Source organism: Frigidibacter sp., from assembly GCF_030695035.1.
Taxonomy (GTDB): Bacteria; Pseudomonadota; Alphaproteobacteria; order Rhodobacterales; family Rhodobacteraceae; genus Frigidibacter.
The window spans coordinates 947,943-965,759 of the sequence record NZ_JAUYTT010000008.1 but is presented as its reverse complement, the minus strand read 5'-3'; the positions used below and the strand labels follow the sequence as shown (position 1 = coordinate 965,759).

At 67.3% G+C, this 17,817-nt stretch carries 11 protein-coding genes; 6 read left to right on the top strand and 5 right to left on the bottom strand.

Features of this window, described 5'->3' with window-relative positions; all coding sequences use genetic code 11:
• Positions 1-81: 81 nt before the first annotated feature.
• From Q8S30_RS08770 to Q8S30_RS08755, 4 genes are all read right to left on the bottom strand, one after another.
• Entirely contained in the window at positions 82-3,366 is a 3,285-nt protein-coding gene (locus tag Q8S30_RS08770) for an error-prone DNA polymerase (protein WP_305665630.1), read from the bottom strand.
• A complete protein-coding gene (locus Q8S30_RS08765) occupies positions 3,366-4,913 on the bottom strand; it encodes a DNA polymerase Y family protein (protein WP_305665629.1) in 1,548 nt (515 codons plus the stop codon). The genes Q8S30_RS08770 and Q8S30_RS08765 overlap by 1 nt, the downstream gene beginning before the upstream one ends.
• Positions 4,804-5,433, bottom strand: a complete 630-nt coding sequence (locus Q8S30_RS08760) for a hypothetical protein (RefSeq protein ID WP_305665628.1) — start codon at positions 5,431-5,433, stop codon at positions 4,804-4,806. Before Q8S30_RS08760 ends, Q8S30_RS08765 begins: the two co-directional genes overlap by 110 nt.
• 361 nt (positions 5,434-5,794) lie before the next feature.
• On the bottom strand, positions 5,795-7,198 hold the full coding sequence (locus Q8S30_RS08755; RefSeq protein ID WP_305665627.1) for an efflux transporter outer membrane subunit: 1,404 nt from the start codon (positions 7,196-7,198) through the stop codon (positions 5,795-5,797).
• Positions 7,199-7,329: 131 nt separating this feature from the next.
• Here Q8S30_RS08755 and Q8S30_RS08750 point away from each other — a divergent pair, with 131 nt between their 5' ends.
• From Q8S30_RS08750 to Q8S30_RS08740, 3 genes are all read left to right on the top strand, one after another.
• Positions 7,330-7,959, top strand: a complete 630-nt coding sequence (locus tag Q8S30_RS08750) for a TetR family transcriptional regulator (protein ID WP_305665626.1) — start codon at positions 7,330-7,332, stop codon at positions 7,957-7,959.
• A 100-nt stretch (positions 7,960-8,059) separates the two neighbouring features.
• Complete coding sequence (locus tag Q8S30_RS08745; protein ID WP_305665625.1) at positions 8,060-9,205, top strand: efflux RND transporter periplasmic adaptor subunit; 1,146 nt, start codon at positions 8,060-8,062, stop codon at positions 9,203-9,205.
• Positions 9,206-9,208: 3 nt separating this feature from the next.
• Complete coding sequence (locus Q8S30_RS08740) at positions 9,209-12,364, top strand: efflux RND transporter permease subunit (protein WP_305665624.1); 3,156 nt, start codon at positions 9,209-9,211, stop codon at positions 12,362-12,364.
• Positions 12,365-12,449: 85 nt separating this feature from the next.
• Here the strand turns inward: Q8S30_RS08740 and rsgA are convergent, their stop codons facing one another.
• Complete coding sequence (gene rsgA / locus Q8S30_RS08735; protein ID WP_305665623.1) at positions 12,450-13,493, bottom strand: ribosome small subunit-dependent GTPase A; 1,044 nt, start codon at positions 13,491-13,493, stop codon at positions 12,450-12,452.
• Positions 13,494-13,882: 389 nt separating this feature from the next.
• Between rsgA and Q8S30_RS08730 the strand changes: the two genes are divergently transcribed.
• From Q8S30_RS08730 to Q8S30_RS08720, 3 genes are read left to right on the top strand one after another with little or no spacing between them, the layout of a single operon-like run.
• Entirely contained in the window at positions 13,883-15,874 is a 1,992-nt protein-coding gene (locus tag Q8S30_RS08730) for a TonB-dependent receptor domain-containing protein (RefSeq protein ID WP_305665622.1), read from the top strand.
• A 60-nt stretch (positions 15,875-15,934) separates the two neighbouring features.
• Positions 15,935-16,978, top strand: coding sequence for a hemin-degrading factor (locus Q8S30_RS08725; RefSeq protein ID WP_305665621.1), 1,044 nt, complete (start codon positions 15,935-15,937; stop codon positions 16,976-16,978).
• Positions 16,975-17,817: a hemin ABC transporter substrate-binding protein gene (locus Q8S30_RS08720; protein WP_305665620.1), complete on the top strand. Its 843-nt coding sequence runs from the start codon at positions 16,975-16,977 to the stop codon at positions 17,815-17,817. The genes Q8S30_RS08725 and Q8S30_RS08720 overlap by 4 nt, the downstream gene beginning before the upstream one ends.

Here is a 17,817-nt window from a genome sequence, read left to right as displayed (position 1 = left end):
ACCGCACAAACGGCCTTCGTCGTCGCGCTGGCGCAACGTCGCCCGCGCTGCGGCGGGCCGCGGGTATTCTTGGCAAACGTCTCAGTGGAAATCCCGTGATCCGGGGATGATCCTGGCGTTGCGAGGATGGCCGAGGGTCGGGGCAGGGATCGGCTTCTTGACCTCATCGGCGCGGGCAAGCGGGGGCGCAAGGCTGCGGTCGGACAGCCGCAGAAGGATGTCGCTGCGATCCTCAAGACTTTCGGCGACGACATGGGTCACGCCCGAGGCCGGATCTTGTTGCAGGCGGCCCGTCACCTGCAGTAGCCGGGCGGTCATGATCGCCTTGCGGAAGCTGGCCATCACCTTGGGCCAGACGACAAGGTTCGCCACGCCGCTTTCATCCTCCAGCGTGATGAAGCACACGCCCTTGGCACTGCCCGGGCGCTGGCGCACCAGCACCAGCCCGGCCAGTTTCAGGCGCCGGCCATTGCCGAGCCGCGACAGGTCGGCGGCGCGCACGAAGCCCTGCCGGGCCATGCTGGTCCGCAGGAAAGACATGGGATGCGCCTTCAGCGACAGGCGCAGGGTCTGGTAATCGGCCACCACCTGCTCGCAAAGCGGCATTTGCGGCAGCCGGGCAACGGGTTCCGCGCCCTCGTCCTGCCCGGTGCGGAACAGCGGCAGGTCGGGCGCGTCCTTCAGCGCCTTCGCCTCCCACAGCGCCGCGCGCCGGTCCAGCCCGGCAGAGCGGAAGGCATCGGCCGCGGCCAGCGCGCGGATCGCCCGGCCGTTCAGCCCGGCACGGGCGGCAAGATCGGGCAGGCCCGCAAAGGGCTCGTCCCGCGCCCGCATCAGCCGTTCGGCCGCCTCGCGCGCCAGGCCATCCACCTGCCGCAGCCCCAGCCGCAGGGCAAAGCCGGCCCCGGCAGGTTCCAGCGTGCTGTCCCAGTCGCTGAAATTCACATCCGCCTCGCGGACCTCGACCCCGTGCTCGCGGGCGTCCCGCACGATCTGGGCGGGGGCGTAAAAGCCCATCGGCTGAGAGTTCAGCAGGCCGCAGGCAAAGGCCGCCGGATAGTGGCATTTCAGCCAGGACGAGACATAGACCAGCAGCGCGAAGCTGACGGCATGGCTTTCGGGAAATCCGTAATCGCCAAAGCCCTTGATCTGGTTGAAGCAGCGCCGGGCAAATTCGGGATCATAACCGCGCGTGACCATCCGGCCGACCATCAGATCCTCAAGCCGGCCGATCGTGCCGCGCGAGCGGAAGGTGGCCATCGCGCGGCGCAGCTCATTGGCCTCGGCCGAGGAGAAGCGGGCGGCCTCCATGGCGATCTTCATCGCCTGTTCCTGAAAGATCGGCACGCCGAGGGTGCGCCCCAGGATGGTCTTCAGCTCGTCCTGCGGATGTTCGGGGCCGGGCGAGGGGTAGAGCACCGGCTCTGTCCCGCCCCGCCGCCGCAGATAGGGATGCACCATGTCACCCTGGATCGGGCCGGGGCGGACGATGGCGACCTCGATCACCAGATCGTAGAACCGGCGCGGCTTCAGCCGGGGCAGCATGTTCATCTGTGCCCGGCTTTCCACCTGGAAGACCCCGACGCTGTCGCCCCGGCACAGCATGTCATAGGTGGCCGTGTCATCCGGCGGCACCGAGGCAAGGTCGTACTCCACCCCGTAATGGCCTTGCAGCAGGCCAAAGCATTTGCGGATGCAGGTCAGCATTCCCAAAGCGAGGACATCGACCTTCAGGATTCCCAGTTCGTCAATGTCGTCCTTGTCCCATTCGATGAAGCTGCGGTCCGGCATTGCGGCATTGCCGATGGGCACGGTTTCGTGCAGCGGCCCCTCGGTCAGGATGAAGCCGCCGACATGCTGCGACAGGTGGCGCGGCATCCCGATCATCTGCTCGGCCAGCCGGATCGTGCGCAACAACAGCGGATCGGTCAGGTCCACCCCGGCCTCGGCCGAATTGGCCTCGCCCATGCTGGTGCCCCAGCTGCCCCAGACGGTCTTGGCCAGCGCTGCCGTCACATCCTCGGACAGGCCCATGACCTTGCCCACCTCGCGGATGGCTGACCGCGGGCGATAGTGGATGACGGTGGCGCAAAGCCCGGCGCGGTGGCGGCCGTATTTGGCATAGATGTGCTGGATCACCTCCTCGCGGCGTTCATGTTCGAAATCCACGTCGATATCTGGCGGCTCGTCCCGGTCCATGCTGATGAACCGCTCGAACAGCAGCTCCTGTTCGGCCGGATCGACCGAGGTGATGCCAAGCGCGTAGCACACTGCCGAATTGGCGGCGGAGCCGCGGCCTTGGCACAGGATGCCCCTCTCGCGTGCCCAGAGGACGATTTCGTGGACGGTCAGGAAATACTGCGGGATCTTCTTCAGCCCGATGACCTCCAGTTCCTTGACCAGCAGGCCGCGTACCTTTTGCGGAATGCCTCCCGGATAGCACTGTGCTGCCCCCGCCCATGTCAGCTTGTCCAGCTGGCTTTGCGGGGTTTCGCCCTCGGGCACGGTTTCTTGTGGATAGTGATAGGCCAGTTCGTCCAGGCTGAAGGTGCAGGCATCGGCCACGGCACGGGTGGCGCGGATGGCATGGGGCCAGTCGGCGAACAGGCGGATCATCTCGGCGGGCGATTTCAGATGCCGTTCGGCATTGGCATCGAGCAAGAATCCCGCCCGGTGGATCGTGGTCTTTTCGCGGATGCAGGTCATCACATCTTGCAGCGGGCGGCGTTCGGCGGCGTGGTAATGGACATCGTTCGTGGCAAGGATGCCGATCCCATGCGCCCGTGCCAGACGGTCCAGCCGGGTGATCCGCGCCCGGTCATCCCCGCGATAAAGGTGGCTGACGGCGATATGGCGCAGGCCGGGCAGGTGGCGCAGCAGATCGGGCAGGCGGCGCAGCAACCTGGCATCGGGCAAGGCGATCAGTTGCACCCCCTCGGCATGGTCGGCCAGATCGGCAAGCGTGATATCGCAGACGCCCTTGGCCTGCCAGCGGCCCTCGCCGTCCTGCCGCTTGCCCCGGGTCAGCAGCGTGCAGAGCCGGCCATAGGCGGCGCGATCCCGCGGATAGGCCAGAAACTCCTCGCCCGTCACCAGCCGCAGGCGGCAGCCGATGACGGGGCGCAAGCCGGCCTTGCGCGCCTCGGCATGGATCCGCACCACCCCGGCCATCGTGTTGAGATCGGCCACGCCAAGCGCATCATGGCCAAGCGCATGGGCTGCGGCCACAAGCTCGCTGGCATCGGAGGCGCCGCGCAAGAAGGAATAGGCCGTGGTCACCCCCAGCTCGACATACTCCGCGCGCGGGTTGTGCGGAAACTCTCCGGTCAGCGTCTTGCGGATGCGGTGATTGTCGCTGTCGGGCATCAGGTGAAGATCCCGTGCACGAACCAGCGCGGCGCGCCGCCGCGGCCATCGCCCTGCAGCCCCTCACGGTACAGCCAGAAGCGGTGGCCAAGCGCGTCCTCGACCTTGAAATAATCGCGCAGCCGGGTGCCGGGGCGGTCCTGCCACCATTCGGGGGCGATGCGTTCGGGCCCCTGATAGCGGGCGACACGGTAGATGCGGCGGCGCCAGCGGAACTGGCCGGGCGGGCCTTCGGGCACGGCATAGAGCACCGTCACCTCTTCGGCCGGGTCCAGCAGACGCTGCGGGCGGGCTGTGACGGCCAGTTGCAGCACAGGCGCCGCCGCCGGATCCGCGCGCCGTTCGGCGCGTTCGGGGATATGGCTGGCCACGGGCTGCAGCTGCGCCAGTGCGGCGCGGCCAAAGCGGGCGGTCAGCCGGTCCACCAGATGCGACAGCTCCAGCGGGGCATCGGTGCCGCCGGCAAGATCGGTCTGCCTGGTGCCAAGCGGTTCGGTCTGCGGCGCCTCGAGCGAGATGAGGTCGAAGCCAAAGCCGGGGTCGATCCGGTCCAGCCGGTCGCGGAACAGGAAGGCCAGATGGGCGGGATCCCGGGCGGGCAGGGCGCAGGCAGCCTCGATCCGGCTGGTCTCGCCATCGGTGCGATAGACGGTCAGCCGCAGCCGGCGCGCGCCGCGATGGGCCCGGGCCAGCTGCTCGCACAGAGTGGCGCAAAGGCCCGGCAGCTGATGGGCGGGGTCGAAGATCGGCTCGGCCAGGCGGGCATCGGCGCGGAACAGCTCTGCCAGGCCGGGGGGAGAGATCGGTTCGGCCAGATGGCCCGTCAGCTGGTCCAGCCGGATCAGCGGGTTCTGCGCCGCCTCTGCCCGCAAGAACCGGCGCGCCAGCGACAGCCGGGGCAGCGCGGAGAGCAGCCCGATCGTGCGCAGCCCCAGCCGGTTCAAAAGCAGCACCGTGTCCGCATCCAGCCGCAGGGCCGCCACCGGCAGCGGGTCCAGATCGCCGGCCCTGCGCCAGATCGCCCGCACCGGCCCGAACCGCGCCAGCGCCCAGGCCGCGCCCCAGCTGGGCGCCAGCGCCAGCCGCGCGGAAAACCCCAGCGTGGACAGGCTGGCCTCGATCCCGTCCAGCATCGGGCCCTCGCCGCCCCAAAGATGATCGGACCCGGTGGTGTCAAGGATCAGCCCATGCCCCGCGCCCTCTGCCGCCCAGGGATCGGCCACGGTCCAGGGGCACCAGCGCCGCGCCCACAGCGCCAGCCGGTCCAGCGCGGCGCGGTCCGCCCCGGGGTCGGCATAGTCCACCCGCAGCGCCGGGCAGAGCGCGCGCATATCGGTCAGCCTTGCGCCCGCCGTCACCCCGGCCAGATGCGCAGCGCGGCTTGCGGCATGGATCACCGGCCCGTGCGGCCCCTCGACGACCAGCGCCAGCGGTAGGTCATCGGATAGCGGATTTCCCAGGTGGGCGGCCTGCTGCCGCCACCGCTCCATCGGGAAGTGCGGCAACCAGATCGACACGATCCGCCGCCCCGTCTGCCCCGCGCTCATGATGCGCCACCCATATGCCGGGCCGCTTGTCGCGCGAGCGGAACAACTCGACCTGCCAGCGCGGATCGCCCGGGGCGCGCGGGTCGTCGGGATGGGCGGCCGAAGGGCGCGTGGCAATGCGCCAGCGGTCGCGCGCCGCGCTCAGATCGGCAGCCGCGCCCTGCCGGATCAGCCAGCAGGGCACGCCGGCCGCCTCGGCCCGCAGCGCAAGTCGTTTCAGGGCGGTGAAGGTCAGCGCCGGCGGGTTGCCACGCAGTTCGGCCACCACTGCGGCCAGCGCCTTGCAGCGCAACCCCTCTTCGGCCGCGGCCAATACGTCCAGGGGCCGGGACAGCTGCATCAGCAACAACGGCCGGCGGAGCCCCAACCCGGGCAAAGAGGGCCGCCCGCTCTCGCGCAGGGCCATCCGGTCCTGAAGCCACAGAACCGGGCCGGGCCCCGGGCCAAGCTGCGCCAGAACGAATCCGGCCGCCGCCGCCTCGGCCCCGGTCTCCGCGAAAATCTCGGACAACACAGCCACGTCCCGCTTTTCCCCGCCCCGATCTGACCCGGTGCGAGAAGACGGCAATGCTGGGGTCGCTCGCATATATGACCGGGTCATGGCACACGGAATCACAACTCATGTTCCTGTTTTGTTCTGATACCTTTCTGTAACATGGCAGGCAAGGCACAGCCACCGCCTTCAAGGGCGGTAAACAAGCGCCACCCGATGTGCAGGCTTGGCCCCGGCGCGATCAGGCGGTTGCCGCGGGGAGGGGAGTCCGCTGGCCATCCTCACGCCAGCGCGCCGGATCACGCGTCGGCCGCACCCTGGCCGTTGACCAGAGGCGCAACCGGCACAGGCGGGCGGGGGCGCTGCAATCCGCGCCCCCGGCCCCTGTTCACTGCGCCCCGCCGGCCGCGGCCACGCTGAGGCTGATGAAGTTCGCGGCCTGCTGCTGCAGGGCCGCGGCGAGCGATTGCTGGGCCTGCAGATAGCTGCGCTCGGAATCCAGCACATCGTTGAACGCACCCGCGCCGACACTGAAGTTCGTGCGCGTCAGGTCCAGCGCCTCGAGCGATGTCTCGACCAGCTTCTGCTGCGCAGCCACGTTGCGCGCGTCGCGGCGATAGGCGGCAAGGCTGCTTTCCACCTCTTCGATGGCGTTCAGCACCGCGCTCTCCCAGGCCAGGCGCGCTTGCACGGCGCGGCTTTCGGCGCGGGTAAGGTTCGCTTTATTGGCGCCGCCGGTGAAGATCGGCAGGTTGAGCGAGGGCCCAAGCGCCCAGGTGGTGATATTGCCGCCCTCAATATTGGTGGGCTGGATGTTCCCCGACAGCGACAGCGACGGATAGAAGGCCGCCTTGGCGACCCCGATGTTGAACACCGCCGAGGCATAGGTCCGCTCGGCCACCCTCAGGTCGGGTCGGGCGCGGATCACCTCGGCCGGCAGGCCGACACTGGCGTTGAAGCGGGGGCGGGGCTGGCCGGCGCTGCGCTGCAAGGCGGGGCGCAGGGTGGCGATGCGCTGCGCCGTCAGCGTGGCAAGCCGCGCCATCGCCTGATCCGCTCCGGTCTCGTACGCCGGCAATTGCGCCTCGCCCTCGGCCACAAGCTGCTCGGCCTGAAGGACGGCAAGCCGGTCGGTCGCGCCAGCATCGAACTGGCTCTTGGTCAGTTCAAGGCTGCTGCGCCGGCTTTCCAGCGACTTGCGGGTCAGGGCGACGCTGGCCTGCTGATAGCGCAGGTCGATATAGGCATTGGCGATCCCGCTTTGCATCACCAGCCGCGCCACATCGGCCGAGGCATAGGCCGCGTCCAGCTCTGCCGTGGCGGCGCGGCGCGAATTGCTATTGGCGCCAAAGACGTCGATCATCCACGATACGTTGGCGCCCGCGGTCGAGGTTTCAGCGGTGCCGGTTCCCTCGTTTCCGCGTTGCGCAGCGCCATTCGCGCTGATTTGCGGCAGGTCGTTCGCGGCCACACCGGCGGCAGAGGCCCGCGCCTCGGCGATCGCTTCCACCGCCTGGCGCACATCGAGGTTGCGCATCATCCCGGCCTCGATCAGCCGGTCAAGGTTCTGGTCGCGGAACGACAGCCACCATGTGCGTGTCGCCGCCGCGCCTTGACGCGCTGGCGAGCCCTGTTCAAAGGCCGCCCCGGCATCCGTTTCGGGGGCCTGATAGGTGACCTGTGTGCAACCGGCCAATGCCAGCGCCGAGCCGCCCCAGAGGAGCAGATGCCGCCGTGAAAGCGGGGCAGGGCCGGAGGCCTGGATCGGGTGTGTCACTGTGCTCCGCAGCATATGCGGCTCTCCTTTGTGCTTGGGCTTGCCCGCCGAGCCGAACTTTCTGTCAACGTCCGGCTGTTATGATTCTCTCTTTACATACATGCACGCATGTTTGTAAAGAGAGCCAACACTTCAGGGAGATTCGTATGCGCAGAAGCAAGGAGGACGCGGAACACACTCGGCAGGCTATTCTTGATGCCGCCGAAGAGTTGTTCTGCAGTCAGGGCGTCGCCGCCTCGACCCTGGAAAAGATTTCGCGCCGCGCCGGGGTGACCCGCGGCGCGCTCTATTGGCATTTCATGGACAAGGGCGACCTGCTGGAGGCACTGCACAATCGTAGCCGGCCGGTGCAGGTTGCCCTGATCGAGACCGCGGCCGAGACGGGCCATGAGGATCCGCTGGGGTTTCTGGAATCTGCCGGGATCGAGATGCTGGCGACCTTTGAACAGGATGAGCGCCAGCAACGCATGTTCCTGATCATGAATTCGCATTCCCCCGATGAAGAGGGCGCTGCCTGGGTTCAACGGGTGAATGGCGATCTGTTCCGCACCCTTTCCTCATTGATCCGGCAGGCCCAGGCAAACGGCGCCCTGTCGCCGGATTTTTCGCCTGAAGAGGCCGGCGTCATCACGCTGGCCACAATGCACGGCCTGCTCCACGAATGGCTGCGCTCCGGAAAAAGCTTCCCGCTTGCCAGCCTCGGCGCCAAGCTGATGGTGCGACAGGTGGCTATGCTTCGTCATGGCGCGCCAAAGCCGCGCACCGCCCCGGGCTGAGCGCCGGGCCCCCGGACTACCGCAACCTCCCTTTCAAGACACGACCTCCCCTCCTCCCCCCAAGGTTTTCAAGATGACCCACACAAGCCGGAACAGAAGATTGAGCGCAGCGCTTGCCGCCCTGCTGACCGCAACCAGCCTGCCCGCTGCCGCCCTCGCGCAGCAGGCGCCGCCGCCGCCAAGCGTCACCGTCACGCCGGCCGTGGTCGGTGAATACACGCTGACCACCCGGCTGCCCGGCCGGATCAAGGCCTCGACCGTGGCCGAGGTGCGCCCGCAGGTGTCGGGCATCATCAGCGAAGAGCTGTTTGAGGAGGGCCGCTGGGTCGAAGAGGGTCAACCGCTCTACAAGATCGAGGATGCGGTCTATGCGGCCACGGTTGCAGCCGCCAAGGCCTCGGTCGCACAGGCGCAGGCGAATTACGACCTTGCGGTGCTGGATGCCAACCGCGCGGAAGAGCTGCTGACCACCAATGCCGGATCGGCTGCAAGCCGCGACAAGGCCGTCGCCACCCGCGATGCCGCCGCCGCCTCGCTGCAGGCGGCCGAGGCACAGCTGACCAGTGCCGAGATCGACCTTGACCGCGCCACGGTGCGTGCCCCCGTTTCCGGCGTCATCGGCCTGTCGCAGACCGATACCGGCTCGCTGGTCGGGGCGCAGCAGACCGCGGCGCTTGCCACGATCCGCACGCTGGACCCGGTCTATGTCGATGTCACGCAATCTGTCAGCGACCTGATGCGCTGGACCACGCCCGGCAAGATGCGCGACATTCTGCAAGAGGCAGAGGCGACGCTGATCCTCCCCGATGGCAGCACCTTCGCCCAGAAGGGCCAGCTGCGCGCTGCAGAGCCGCAGGTGGAGCCGACCACAGGCATGGTCACGCTGCGGATCAGCTTTGCCAACCCAGATTTCGCGCTGCTGCCCGGCCTCTATGTCGAGGTGGTGATGCCGCAGGCCACCGAGAAGAATGCGATCCTCGTCTCGCAGAGCGCGGTGATGCGCGATGCGCGGGGCGGGGCCAATGTCTGGGTGGTGGAGGATGGCAAGGTCGCCGTGCGTCCGGTCACCGTTCTGGGCGCCTCGGGCAGCGACTGGGTCGTGACCTCGGGCCTCAAGGACGGCGACCAGATCGTCACCTCGGGCTTCCAGAAGGCCGCTCCGGGTGCCGCGGTCGCGATTGCCCCGGCCGAGGGTGCCCCCGCAGCTGGCGGAGCCCCTGCCGCCGCCCTGGCAGAGGGACACTGATCCATGGCGCGCTTCTTCATCAACCGCCCCATCTTTGCATGGGTGCTGGCCATCATCGTGATGGCCGTGGGTACGCTGTCCGTCATGCGGCTGCCGATCTCGCAATACCCCTCGATCGCGGGCCCCTCGATCGTGATCAGCGCCAACTATCCCGGCGCCTCGGCTGAAACCGCGGCCGATACCGTGGTGCAGCTGATCGAAAAGGAAATGACCGGCCTTGACGGGCTGCGCTATATCAACTCCTCGACCACCTCGACCGGGCAGGTCGAAATCACCATGACCTTCGTTCTGGGCACCGATCCCGACACGGCGCAGGTTCAGGTCCAGAACAAGCTGGCCCAGGCAGAGGCAGGTCTGCCCGAAACCGTCACCCGCCAGGGCGTCACGGTCGAGAAATCGGCCACCGGCTTCCTGATGATCGTGGGCCTCGTGTCCGAGGACGGCGGGCGCAGCGATATCGACCTTGCGGACTATCTCGCCTCCAACGTCGTCGAGCCCGTGTCCCGCCTGACCGGCGTGGGCAAGGTGCAGGTCTTCGGGTCCGAATATGCGATGCGGATCTGGCTCGATCCGCTGAAGCTGAAATACTATGACCTCGCGCCCTCGGCTGTCACCGCCGCGATCAGCGCGCAGAACGCGCAGATCTCGGCCGGGGCCTTCGGCGCCATGCCGGCTGCGGAAGGCCAGGCCCTTAACGCCACCATAACCGCGCAATCGCTGCTGCGCACGCCCGAGGATTTCGAGCGCATCGTCCTGCGCGCCGATACCGATGGCGGGCTGGTGCTGCTGCGCGACGTTGCGCGCGCCGAACTTGGCACCGAGAACTATGAGCTTGCGGGCTTCTACAACGGCAAGCCTGCGGCGGCGATGGCGATCCAGCTGTCCTCGGGCGCCAATGCGCTGGATACGGCAGAGCTGGTGAAGGCCAAGATCACCGAGCTGGAGAAGGATTTCCCCGCCGGCGTCAGCTATGTCATCCCCTATGACACCACGCCCTTCGTGCTGCTGTCGATCGAGGCGGTTCTCCATACGCTGATCGAGGCCATCGTGCTGGTCGTGCTGGTGATGCTGATCTTCCTGCACAACTTCCGCGCCACGCTGATCCCGACGCTGGCGGTGCCGGTCGTGCTGCTGGGAACGTTCGGCATCATGGCCGCGCTTGGCTATTCGATCAACACGCTGACCATGCTGGCTATGGTGCTGGCCATCGGCCTGCTGGTCGATGACGCCATCGTGGTAGTCGAGAACGTCGAACGCATCATGAATGATGAACATCTGGGTCCCAAGGAAGCCACCGAGAAATCGATGGACGAAATCTCGGGCGCGCTGGTGGGCATCGCGATGGTGGTGTCGGCGGTGTTCGTGCCGATGGCCTTCTTCGGCGGTGCCACGGGCGAGATGTACAAGCAGTTCGCCGTCACCATCGTCTCGGCGATGGGCCTGTCGGTGGTCGTTGCGCTGATCTTCACCCCGGCGCTCTGCGCCACGCTTCTCAAACCCCACGCCCATCCCGGCGCGCGGCGGCAAGGGGTTCTGGCCCGGCTCGGCAATGGCTTCTCCAGCTGGTTCGAGCGCAACTTCGGCCGCGTGACCAATGCCTATGTGGCCGGGGTGACACGGGTGACGGCGGGGCCGCTGCGGATGCTGCTGGTCTATGCGCTGATCGTCGGCGGCATGGTCGTGATGTATCAACGCACGCCCACCTCGTTCCTGCCGGATGAGGATCAGGGCTCGCTGATCACCATTGTGCAACTGCCTTCCGGCGCCACCGCCGAGGCGACAGAGACCGTACTGCGGAAGGTCGAGGGCTATTGGCAAACGGCCGAGGCGGAAAATGTCGAGGCGATCTTCTCGGTCCGCGGCTTCTCCTTTGGCGGGCAGGGCCAGAACACCGGCCTGCTGTTCGTGCAGCTGAAGGACTGGGAGGAGCGCACCTCCCCCGAAGCCTCGGCGCAGGCGATGGTGGGGCGCGCCTTCGGGCCGCTGTTCTTCGGGATGCGCGAGGCGATGGTTGTGCCTTTCGCCCCGCCGGCGGTGATGGAACTGGGCAACTCCAACGGGTTCACCGCCTTCCTGACCGCCACCAGTGGCAAGACGCATGAGGAACTGCTGGAGGCGCGCAACATGCTTCTGGGCATGGCGGCGCAGAACCCGGTGCTCAGCGGCGTGCGCCCCAGCGGGATCGAGGATGCACCGCAGTTCCGCCTGAACATCGACTGGGCCAAGGCCGGCGCGGTCGGGGTGACGGCGGCGGATGTCGGCAGCTTCCTGAACACCATCTGGTCCAGTTCCTACGTCAACGACTTCCTCTATGAGGGCCGGGTGAAGCGCGTCTATGTGCAGGGCGAGCCCGCGGCGCGGTCGACCCCCGAGGATCTACAGCAATGGCGGATCCAGAACAGCAATGGCGATTTCGTCGACTTCTCGACCTTCGCCACGCAAGAATGGGTCTACGGCCCGCAGCAGGTGAAACGCTACAACGCCCTTCCGGCAATGGCGCTCGAAGGCACGGCTGCCGAAGGCTATACCTCGGGCGCGGCGATTGCTGCGATGGAAGAGCTGGTGACCCAGCTGCCGCCCGGCTTCAACCTGCAATGGACCGGCATGTCGCTGGAAGAGAAAGAGGCCGGGGCCGGCGCGATGACGCTCTATGGCCTGGCCCTTGCTGTGGTGTTCCTGTGCCTTGCCGCGCTCTATGAAAGCTGGACGATCCCGCTGGCGGTTCTGCTGGCAATGCCGGTCGGTATCCTTGGCGCCCTGGTCGGGGCCTGGATCGGCGGACAGTCGAACGGCGTCTACTTCCAGGTGGGCCTGCTGACCATCGTCGGCCTGACCGGCAAGAACGGCATCATGATCGTGGAGTTCGCCCGCGAACGGATGTCGAGTCTTGGGGAAACCGCGCTTGAGGCGGTACGCGCCGCGACACGGCTGCGCTTCCGGCCGATCCTGATGACCTCGATGGCCTTCGGGCTGGGGGTGGTGCCGTTGGTGCTGTCCTCTGGGGCCGGTTCGGGCGCGCGTGAGGCCATCGGCTATGCCACGCTGTTCGGCACGATCATCGGCACCACGCTGACACTGTTCTTCGTGCCGGTGTTCTTCGTGCTGATCGACCGCGTGTTCTCGCGTCGGAAGAAAACCCCGGCGGCCGTCACCGCCTGACCTGTCGCCGGAAACGACCCTCGCCCCGGCCGCGTAATGCGGCCGGGGCATTTTTGTCTCCGGCTGAAGGCCCAAGGCATTTCGCTCAATCGTCCCCCCGCAACCGTGTCTTGTCGCGCATCACCCGGCGTGTCATCCGGCCGAAGGCGCGGTCGCGGCTATGCGCCTCGGCCAGCGTTTCCGAGTTGTAGCGATCCTCGCGGCGCAGTTTCTCCCATCGCAGCATGCGCCCCGGGTCGAGCCCGCCCGCTTCCACGGCGGCACGGATCGCGCAGCCCGGTTCGGCCTGATGGGTGCAGTCGCCAAAGCGGCAGGCGCGGGCGAGCGTGTCCAGATCATCAAAGACCGCGGCGACGCCCTCCTCGGCATCCGTCAGGCGCAGCTCTCGCATTCCCGGCGTGTCGATCAGCCAGCCGCCGCCCGTCATCGGCAGCAGGTGCCGGGCGGTGGTGGTGTGCCGGCCCTTCGCATCATCCTCGCGGATGCCGGCGGTGGCATGCGCGGTGCCGACCAGCGCATTGGCCAGCGTGGTCTTGCCCACGCCCGAGGAGCCGGCCAGCGCCACCGTCTGTCCGGGGCGGCACCAATCGGTGAGCCGCGCGCCCACATCCGGCGCCAGCGCATCCAGCACCAGCACCGGGGCGCGGCGGTTCACCGCCTCGGCCCGCGCGCGCCAGACCTCGGGGTCATCGGCAAGATCAGCCTTGGTCAGCAAGATCACCGGCGTGACCCCGGCGCTGATCGCCAGCGCTAGGTAGCGTTCCAGCCGGGCCGGGTTGAAATCGGCATTGCAGGAGGTGACGACGAACAGCGTATCGACATTCGCCGCGATCAGTTGCCGCCCGGCCCCGCTGCCCGCGGCGCGTCGGGCCAGGCTGGTGCGGCGGTCCAGCACCCGCAGCAGGCGCCCCCTGTCGGCCAGCACCCAGTCGCCGACGGCGATCTCGGCGGTGGAGTGTCCGGGGGGCAGGGTCAGGGACAGGGGGCCGGTCTCGGACAGGGCCTCGAGACGGTCTCGGTGGACGGCAGAGATGCGGCACGGCGTGGTGGTGCCGATCTCGTCCAAGGCAAGCTGGCGCAGGAAATCGGCAGCCCAGCCGAGATCGGCGAGCGGATAGGTGGGGTTCAAGGGAAGGCCCTCGCAAAAGACTGAAACGCTGGCGCCGGGTCAGGCGCCGGTGACGATCAGACGGGCAGGGCGGCGGCGGAAGATCCGCTCAGACGGCCCCGGCCCGGAGGGATGCAAGCTCTGACATGTCCTCTCCTTTCCGGTTGTGGGTATGGTGTGCATTTTACGCCTCGGGCAGCCGTTTCGCAAGCGGGCTGCAACAGGCGGGGGTGGCATCTTCCTTTTGCTCGGCGATGGTGCAAACCGAAGCACCTTGCACCGCCGAAACATTCCTTCTCACATGTACTTGACTAGTTCACTCAGATAAGCGAAATCCCGCACATATCCAAACGCCACCGCCAGCACGTCCGCCAGCGAAGCCAGCAACCGCTTCCTCTGGGGGACCACCGATGCGACCTTCCAACCGGCATCTTGCCGCCGTTCTGCTGGGCACAACCTGCCTGACGCTTGCCGCCGCCCCGCTGGCCGCGCAAGAGACCATCCAGCTCGATACCATCGTGATCGTGGGCTATGACGAAGACGGCGCGCCGATCTTCGCGGGTGAGAACACCACCAGCCTCGACGCGGACGACCTGCAATCGGGCGTCGGCGTCACCGATGTGAACAGCATCCTGCGCCGCCAGACCTCGGTCTTCACGCAGCAAGATCCGGGCAACCCCGGCATCGCGGTGAACCTTCGCGGGTTTGAAGGCTCGGGCCGCGTGGCGATGTCGGTCGATGGCGTGCCGCAGCAATTCCGCCTCACCGGGCATGCCGCGCAAAGCGCCGCCTTTGTCGATGAGAACTTCCTTAGCGGGGTCGAGATCATCCGCGGCGCCGTCACCACCACCGGCGGCACCGGCATTGCCGGCTCGGTCAACCTCTCGACCATCGACGCCAAGGATGTGGTGCGCGACGGCCAGAAATTCGGCGGCATCTCGCGGCTGACCTATGGCGATAATGGCGAGAACCACTCGGGCATGGCGGCGATCGCTTACCGCGATGACCGCTTCGACATGCTGCTTGGCTACAGCCGGCACCTGTCGGAGGACTATGAGGATGGCGACGGCGACACCGTGGCAAATACCGATGAAGATGTCGTCTCGACCCTGTTCAAGCTGGGCTACAATATCGATGCCAGCCAGCGCGTGACCTTCATGGCCTCGCGCTATGACACCAGCTTCTTTGCCACCAGCTATGATCAGGAGCTGACCTCCGACATCTACAAGCTGGGATACAGCTATGATGCCGGCGACAACCTGATCGACCTGAAGGCGAACCTCTACCGGGCCGATACCGAAACCGAATGGGTGGGTGGCACCGGGTCCTATGTCGGGCGGAAACTGTCGACCGAGACCACGGGCTTCGATCTGACCAATACCTCGCGCTTTGCCTTCGGGAACTGGTCGCTGACCAGCATCAACGGGCTGGAGATTTCGCAGGACGATCTGGGCGGCAAGGATGGCGGGGTGAACCCGACCGACGGCACCGCGGACCGCGCCTCGATCTTCTCGGAAAACATCTTCGTCAATGGCAAGTGGGAACTGACCGCTGGCCTGCGCGCCAATGAATATGCGCTGGACGGCGAAGCCTCACAGGGCGAGATCGACATCACCAACCGCTCTGTCGATCCGAAGCTGACCGTGGCCTACCGCGTCACCGACTGGCTGCAGCCCTACGCCACCGTCTCGCGCACCATGCGCTCGCCGACCTTGCAGGAAACCATGCTGGGCGGCACCCATCCGGGCGGTGGGACCAGCATGATCGCCAACCCGGAACTGGAGGCCGAAACCTCTCAGGGCTACGAGATCGGCTTCAACCTCGACAGCGCCGATCTGTTTGCCAGTGGCGACAGCCTGACCGGCCGGGTGAACTACTACCGGATGGACGTTGATGACTATGTCGTCACGGCCTTCGGGTTCAGGAACGCCTTTGGCCAGGTCGGCACGGCCTTCGCCAATGTCGATGGCACCTCGGAAACCAGCGGGGTTGAGGTGGAGCTGGCCTATTCGTACCGCCAGCTCGATCTGGGCCTGTCCTACACCAAGAATGACAGCGACATCCCCAGCCAGACGCCGGGCCTTGGCGCCGGGCAGTACCTGCCGGACTCCACGCTCTCGGCCAGCATCGCAGGGCGCTTCTTGCAGGACCGCATGACGCTGGGGGCCGAGTACAGCTTCGTGTCGGGCGGTCTTTACACCGGACTCTACCAGCAGGTGCCTGTCCAGCGCGACGACAGCTATGAGCTGGTGGATCTCTTCGCCAGCTACAAGCTGAACGACAGCGTCCAGCTGAACGCCAAGATCGAGAACGCCTTCGACACCGATTACACGCCGTGGCTGTCCTCGGGTGAAAAGGGGCAGGGCCGCACCCTCTATGTCGGCACCAGCCTGCAATTCTGATCCTGACTTCGGGAGGGCCGCGCTGGCCCTCCCGCACACCCTTGCCTGAAAGGAGCCGCCATGAGCGCGCATAGCCCCGAAGAGATCCGCGCCGCCCGTGCGGCAGAGCCGAAGATGCGCGCCCGTGATCTGGCGGAAAGCCTTGGCATTGCCGAGGCCGAGATCTGCGCTGCGATGGTGGGGGCCGAAGCCACGCGCATCGCGGCGCATCCAGATGCGATCATGCCGCTGCTCACGGCCTTCGGCCCGGTGATGGCGCTGACGCGCAACGACAGCTGCGTGATCGAGAAGGTCGGGGTCTATGACGAGTATCGCCCCGGTCCCCATGCGGGCCTGATGGTGAATGACACCATCGACCTGCGGGTTTTCCCCAGCCATTGGGTCCACGCCTTTGCAGTGGAGGAGGCCGGCCCGAACGGCCCGCGCCGGTCCGTGCAGATCTTCGACGCGGCGGGCGATGCCGTCCACAAGATCCACCTGCGTGCCGAGAGCGACGCCGCGCATTGGGGGCCGTTCGTGGAGGCGCTGCGGCTGGAGGATCAGGCACAGGTGCTGGAGCTGTCGCCCCGCCAGCCGCCCGAAGTGCCCAAGGCCAACCCAGAGCGGGCAGAGGAGCTGCGGCAGGGTTGGGATGACATGACCGACACCCACCAGTTCATGCGCCTGACATCGCGGCTCAAGATGAACCGCCTCGGCGCCTACCGCATCGCCGGCGCGCCCTATGTGCGGCAGCTCGCGCCGAAATCGGTGGAGGCGCTGATGCACGCCGCCGCCGGGTCGGGCGTGCCGATCATGGTCTTCGTCGGCAACCGCGGCATGATCGAGATCCATACCGGCCCGATCACCCGCGTGGTGGAGATGGGGCCATGGATCAACGTGCTCGATCCCGGCTTCGATCTGCATCTGCGGATGGACCATATCGCCGAGACCTATGCGGTGGTGAAGAACACCCAGCGGGGCCCGGCGCATTCGGTGGAGTGCTTCGACGCGCGCGGGGCGCTGATCGCGCAGATCTTCGGCGTGTTGCGCGCAGGCGACGAGGCGGTCGCGGGCTGGAACGCGCTTGTCGCGGCGCTGCCCGATCTCGAAGCGGTGGCAGCATGAGCGCGCGGGGTCTTCTGACGGCGGCGCTGGCCTTGCTGCCTTTGGGGGCTGCGGCGCAGGAGCGGGTGCTGGCCATCGGCGGGTCGGTCACCGAGATCGTCTACCGGCTGGGTGAGCAGAACCGGCTGGTCGGGCGCGACAGCACCTCGACCTGGCCCGCCGAGGTGGAGGCGCTGCCCGATGTTGGCTACATGCGCCAGCTGTCGCCCGAAGGGGTGCTGTCAGTGTCGCCGGAGTTGATCCTGATGGAGTCGGGTGCTGGCCCCGCTGAGACGCTGGACACGCTGGCCGGTGCCGGGGTGCTAACGGTGACAGTGCCGGACGAGTTCTCGCCGGACGGCGTGCTCGCCAAGGTGCGGAGCGTGGCCGACGCGCTGGACGTGCCCGAGAAGGGCGAGGCGCTTGCAGCGGACCTTGAGGCGCAGATGCAGACGGCGCTTGCCAAGGTCGCCGCCGAGGACGGGCCGCCGCCGCGCGTGCTGTTCATCCTTGGCAACAGCGGCGGGCGGCTGATGGGGGCGGGCACTGATACCGCTGCCGCCGCGATGATCGCGCTGGCGGGCGGCACCAGCGCCATCGACAGCTTCGAGGGCTACAAGGCGCTGACCGACGAGGCGATCGCCGTCGCCGCGCCCGACGTGATCCTGGCGATGGAGCGGGGCGAGGGCGCCTCGCACGGGAGTGACGAATACCTGACCCATCCCGCACTGGCGCAGACGCCCGCGGCACTGGACGGGCGCGTGGTGCGGATGCCGGGCACCTTCCTGCTGGGGTTTGGCCCGCGCACGCCCGAGGCGATTGCCGCGCTGCACGCCGCGCTCTACCCAGACGCGCCCTGA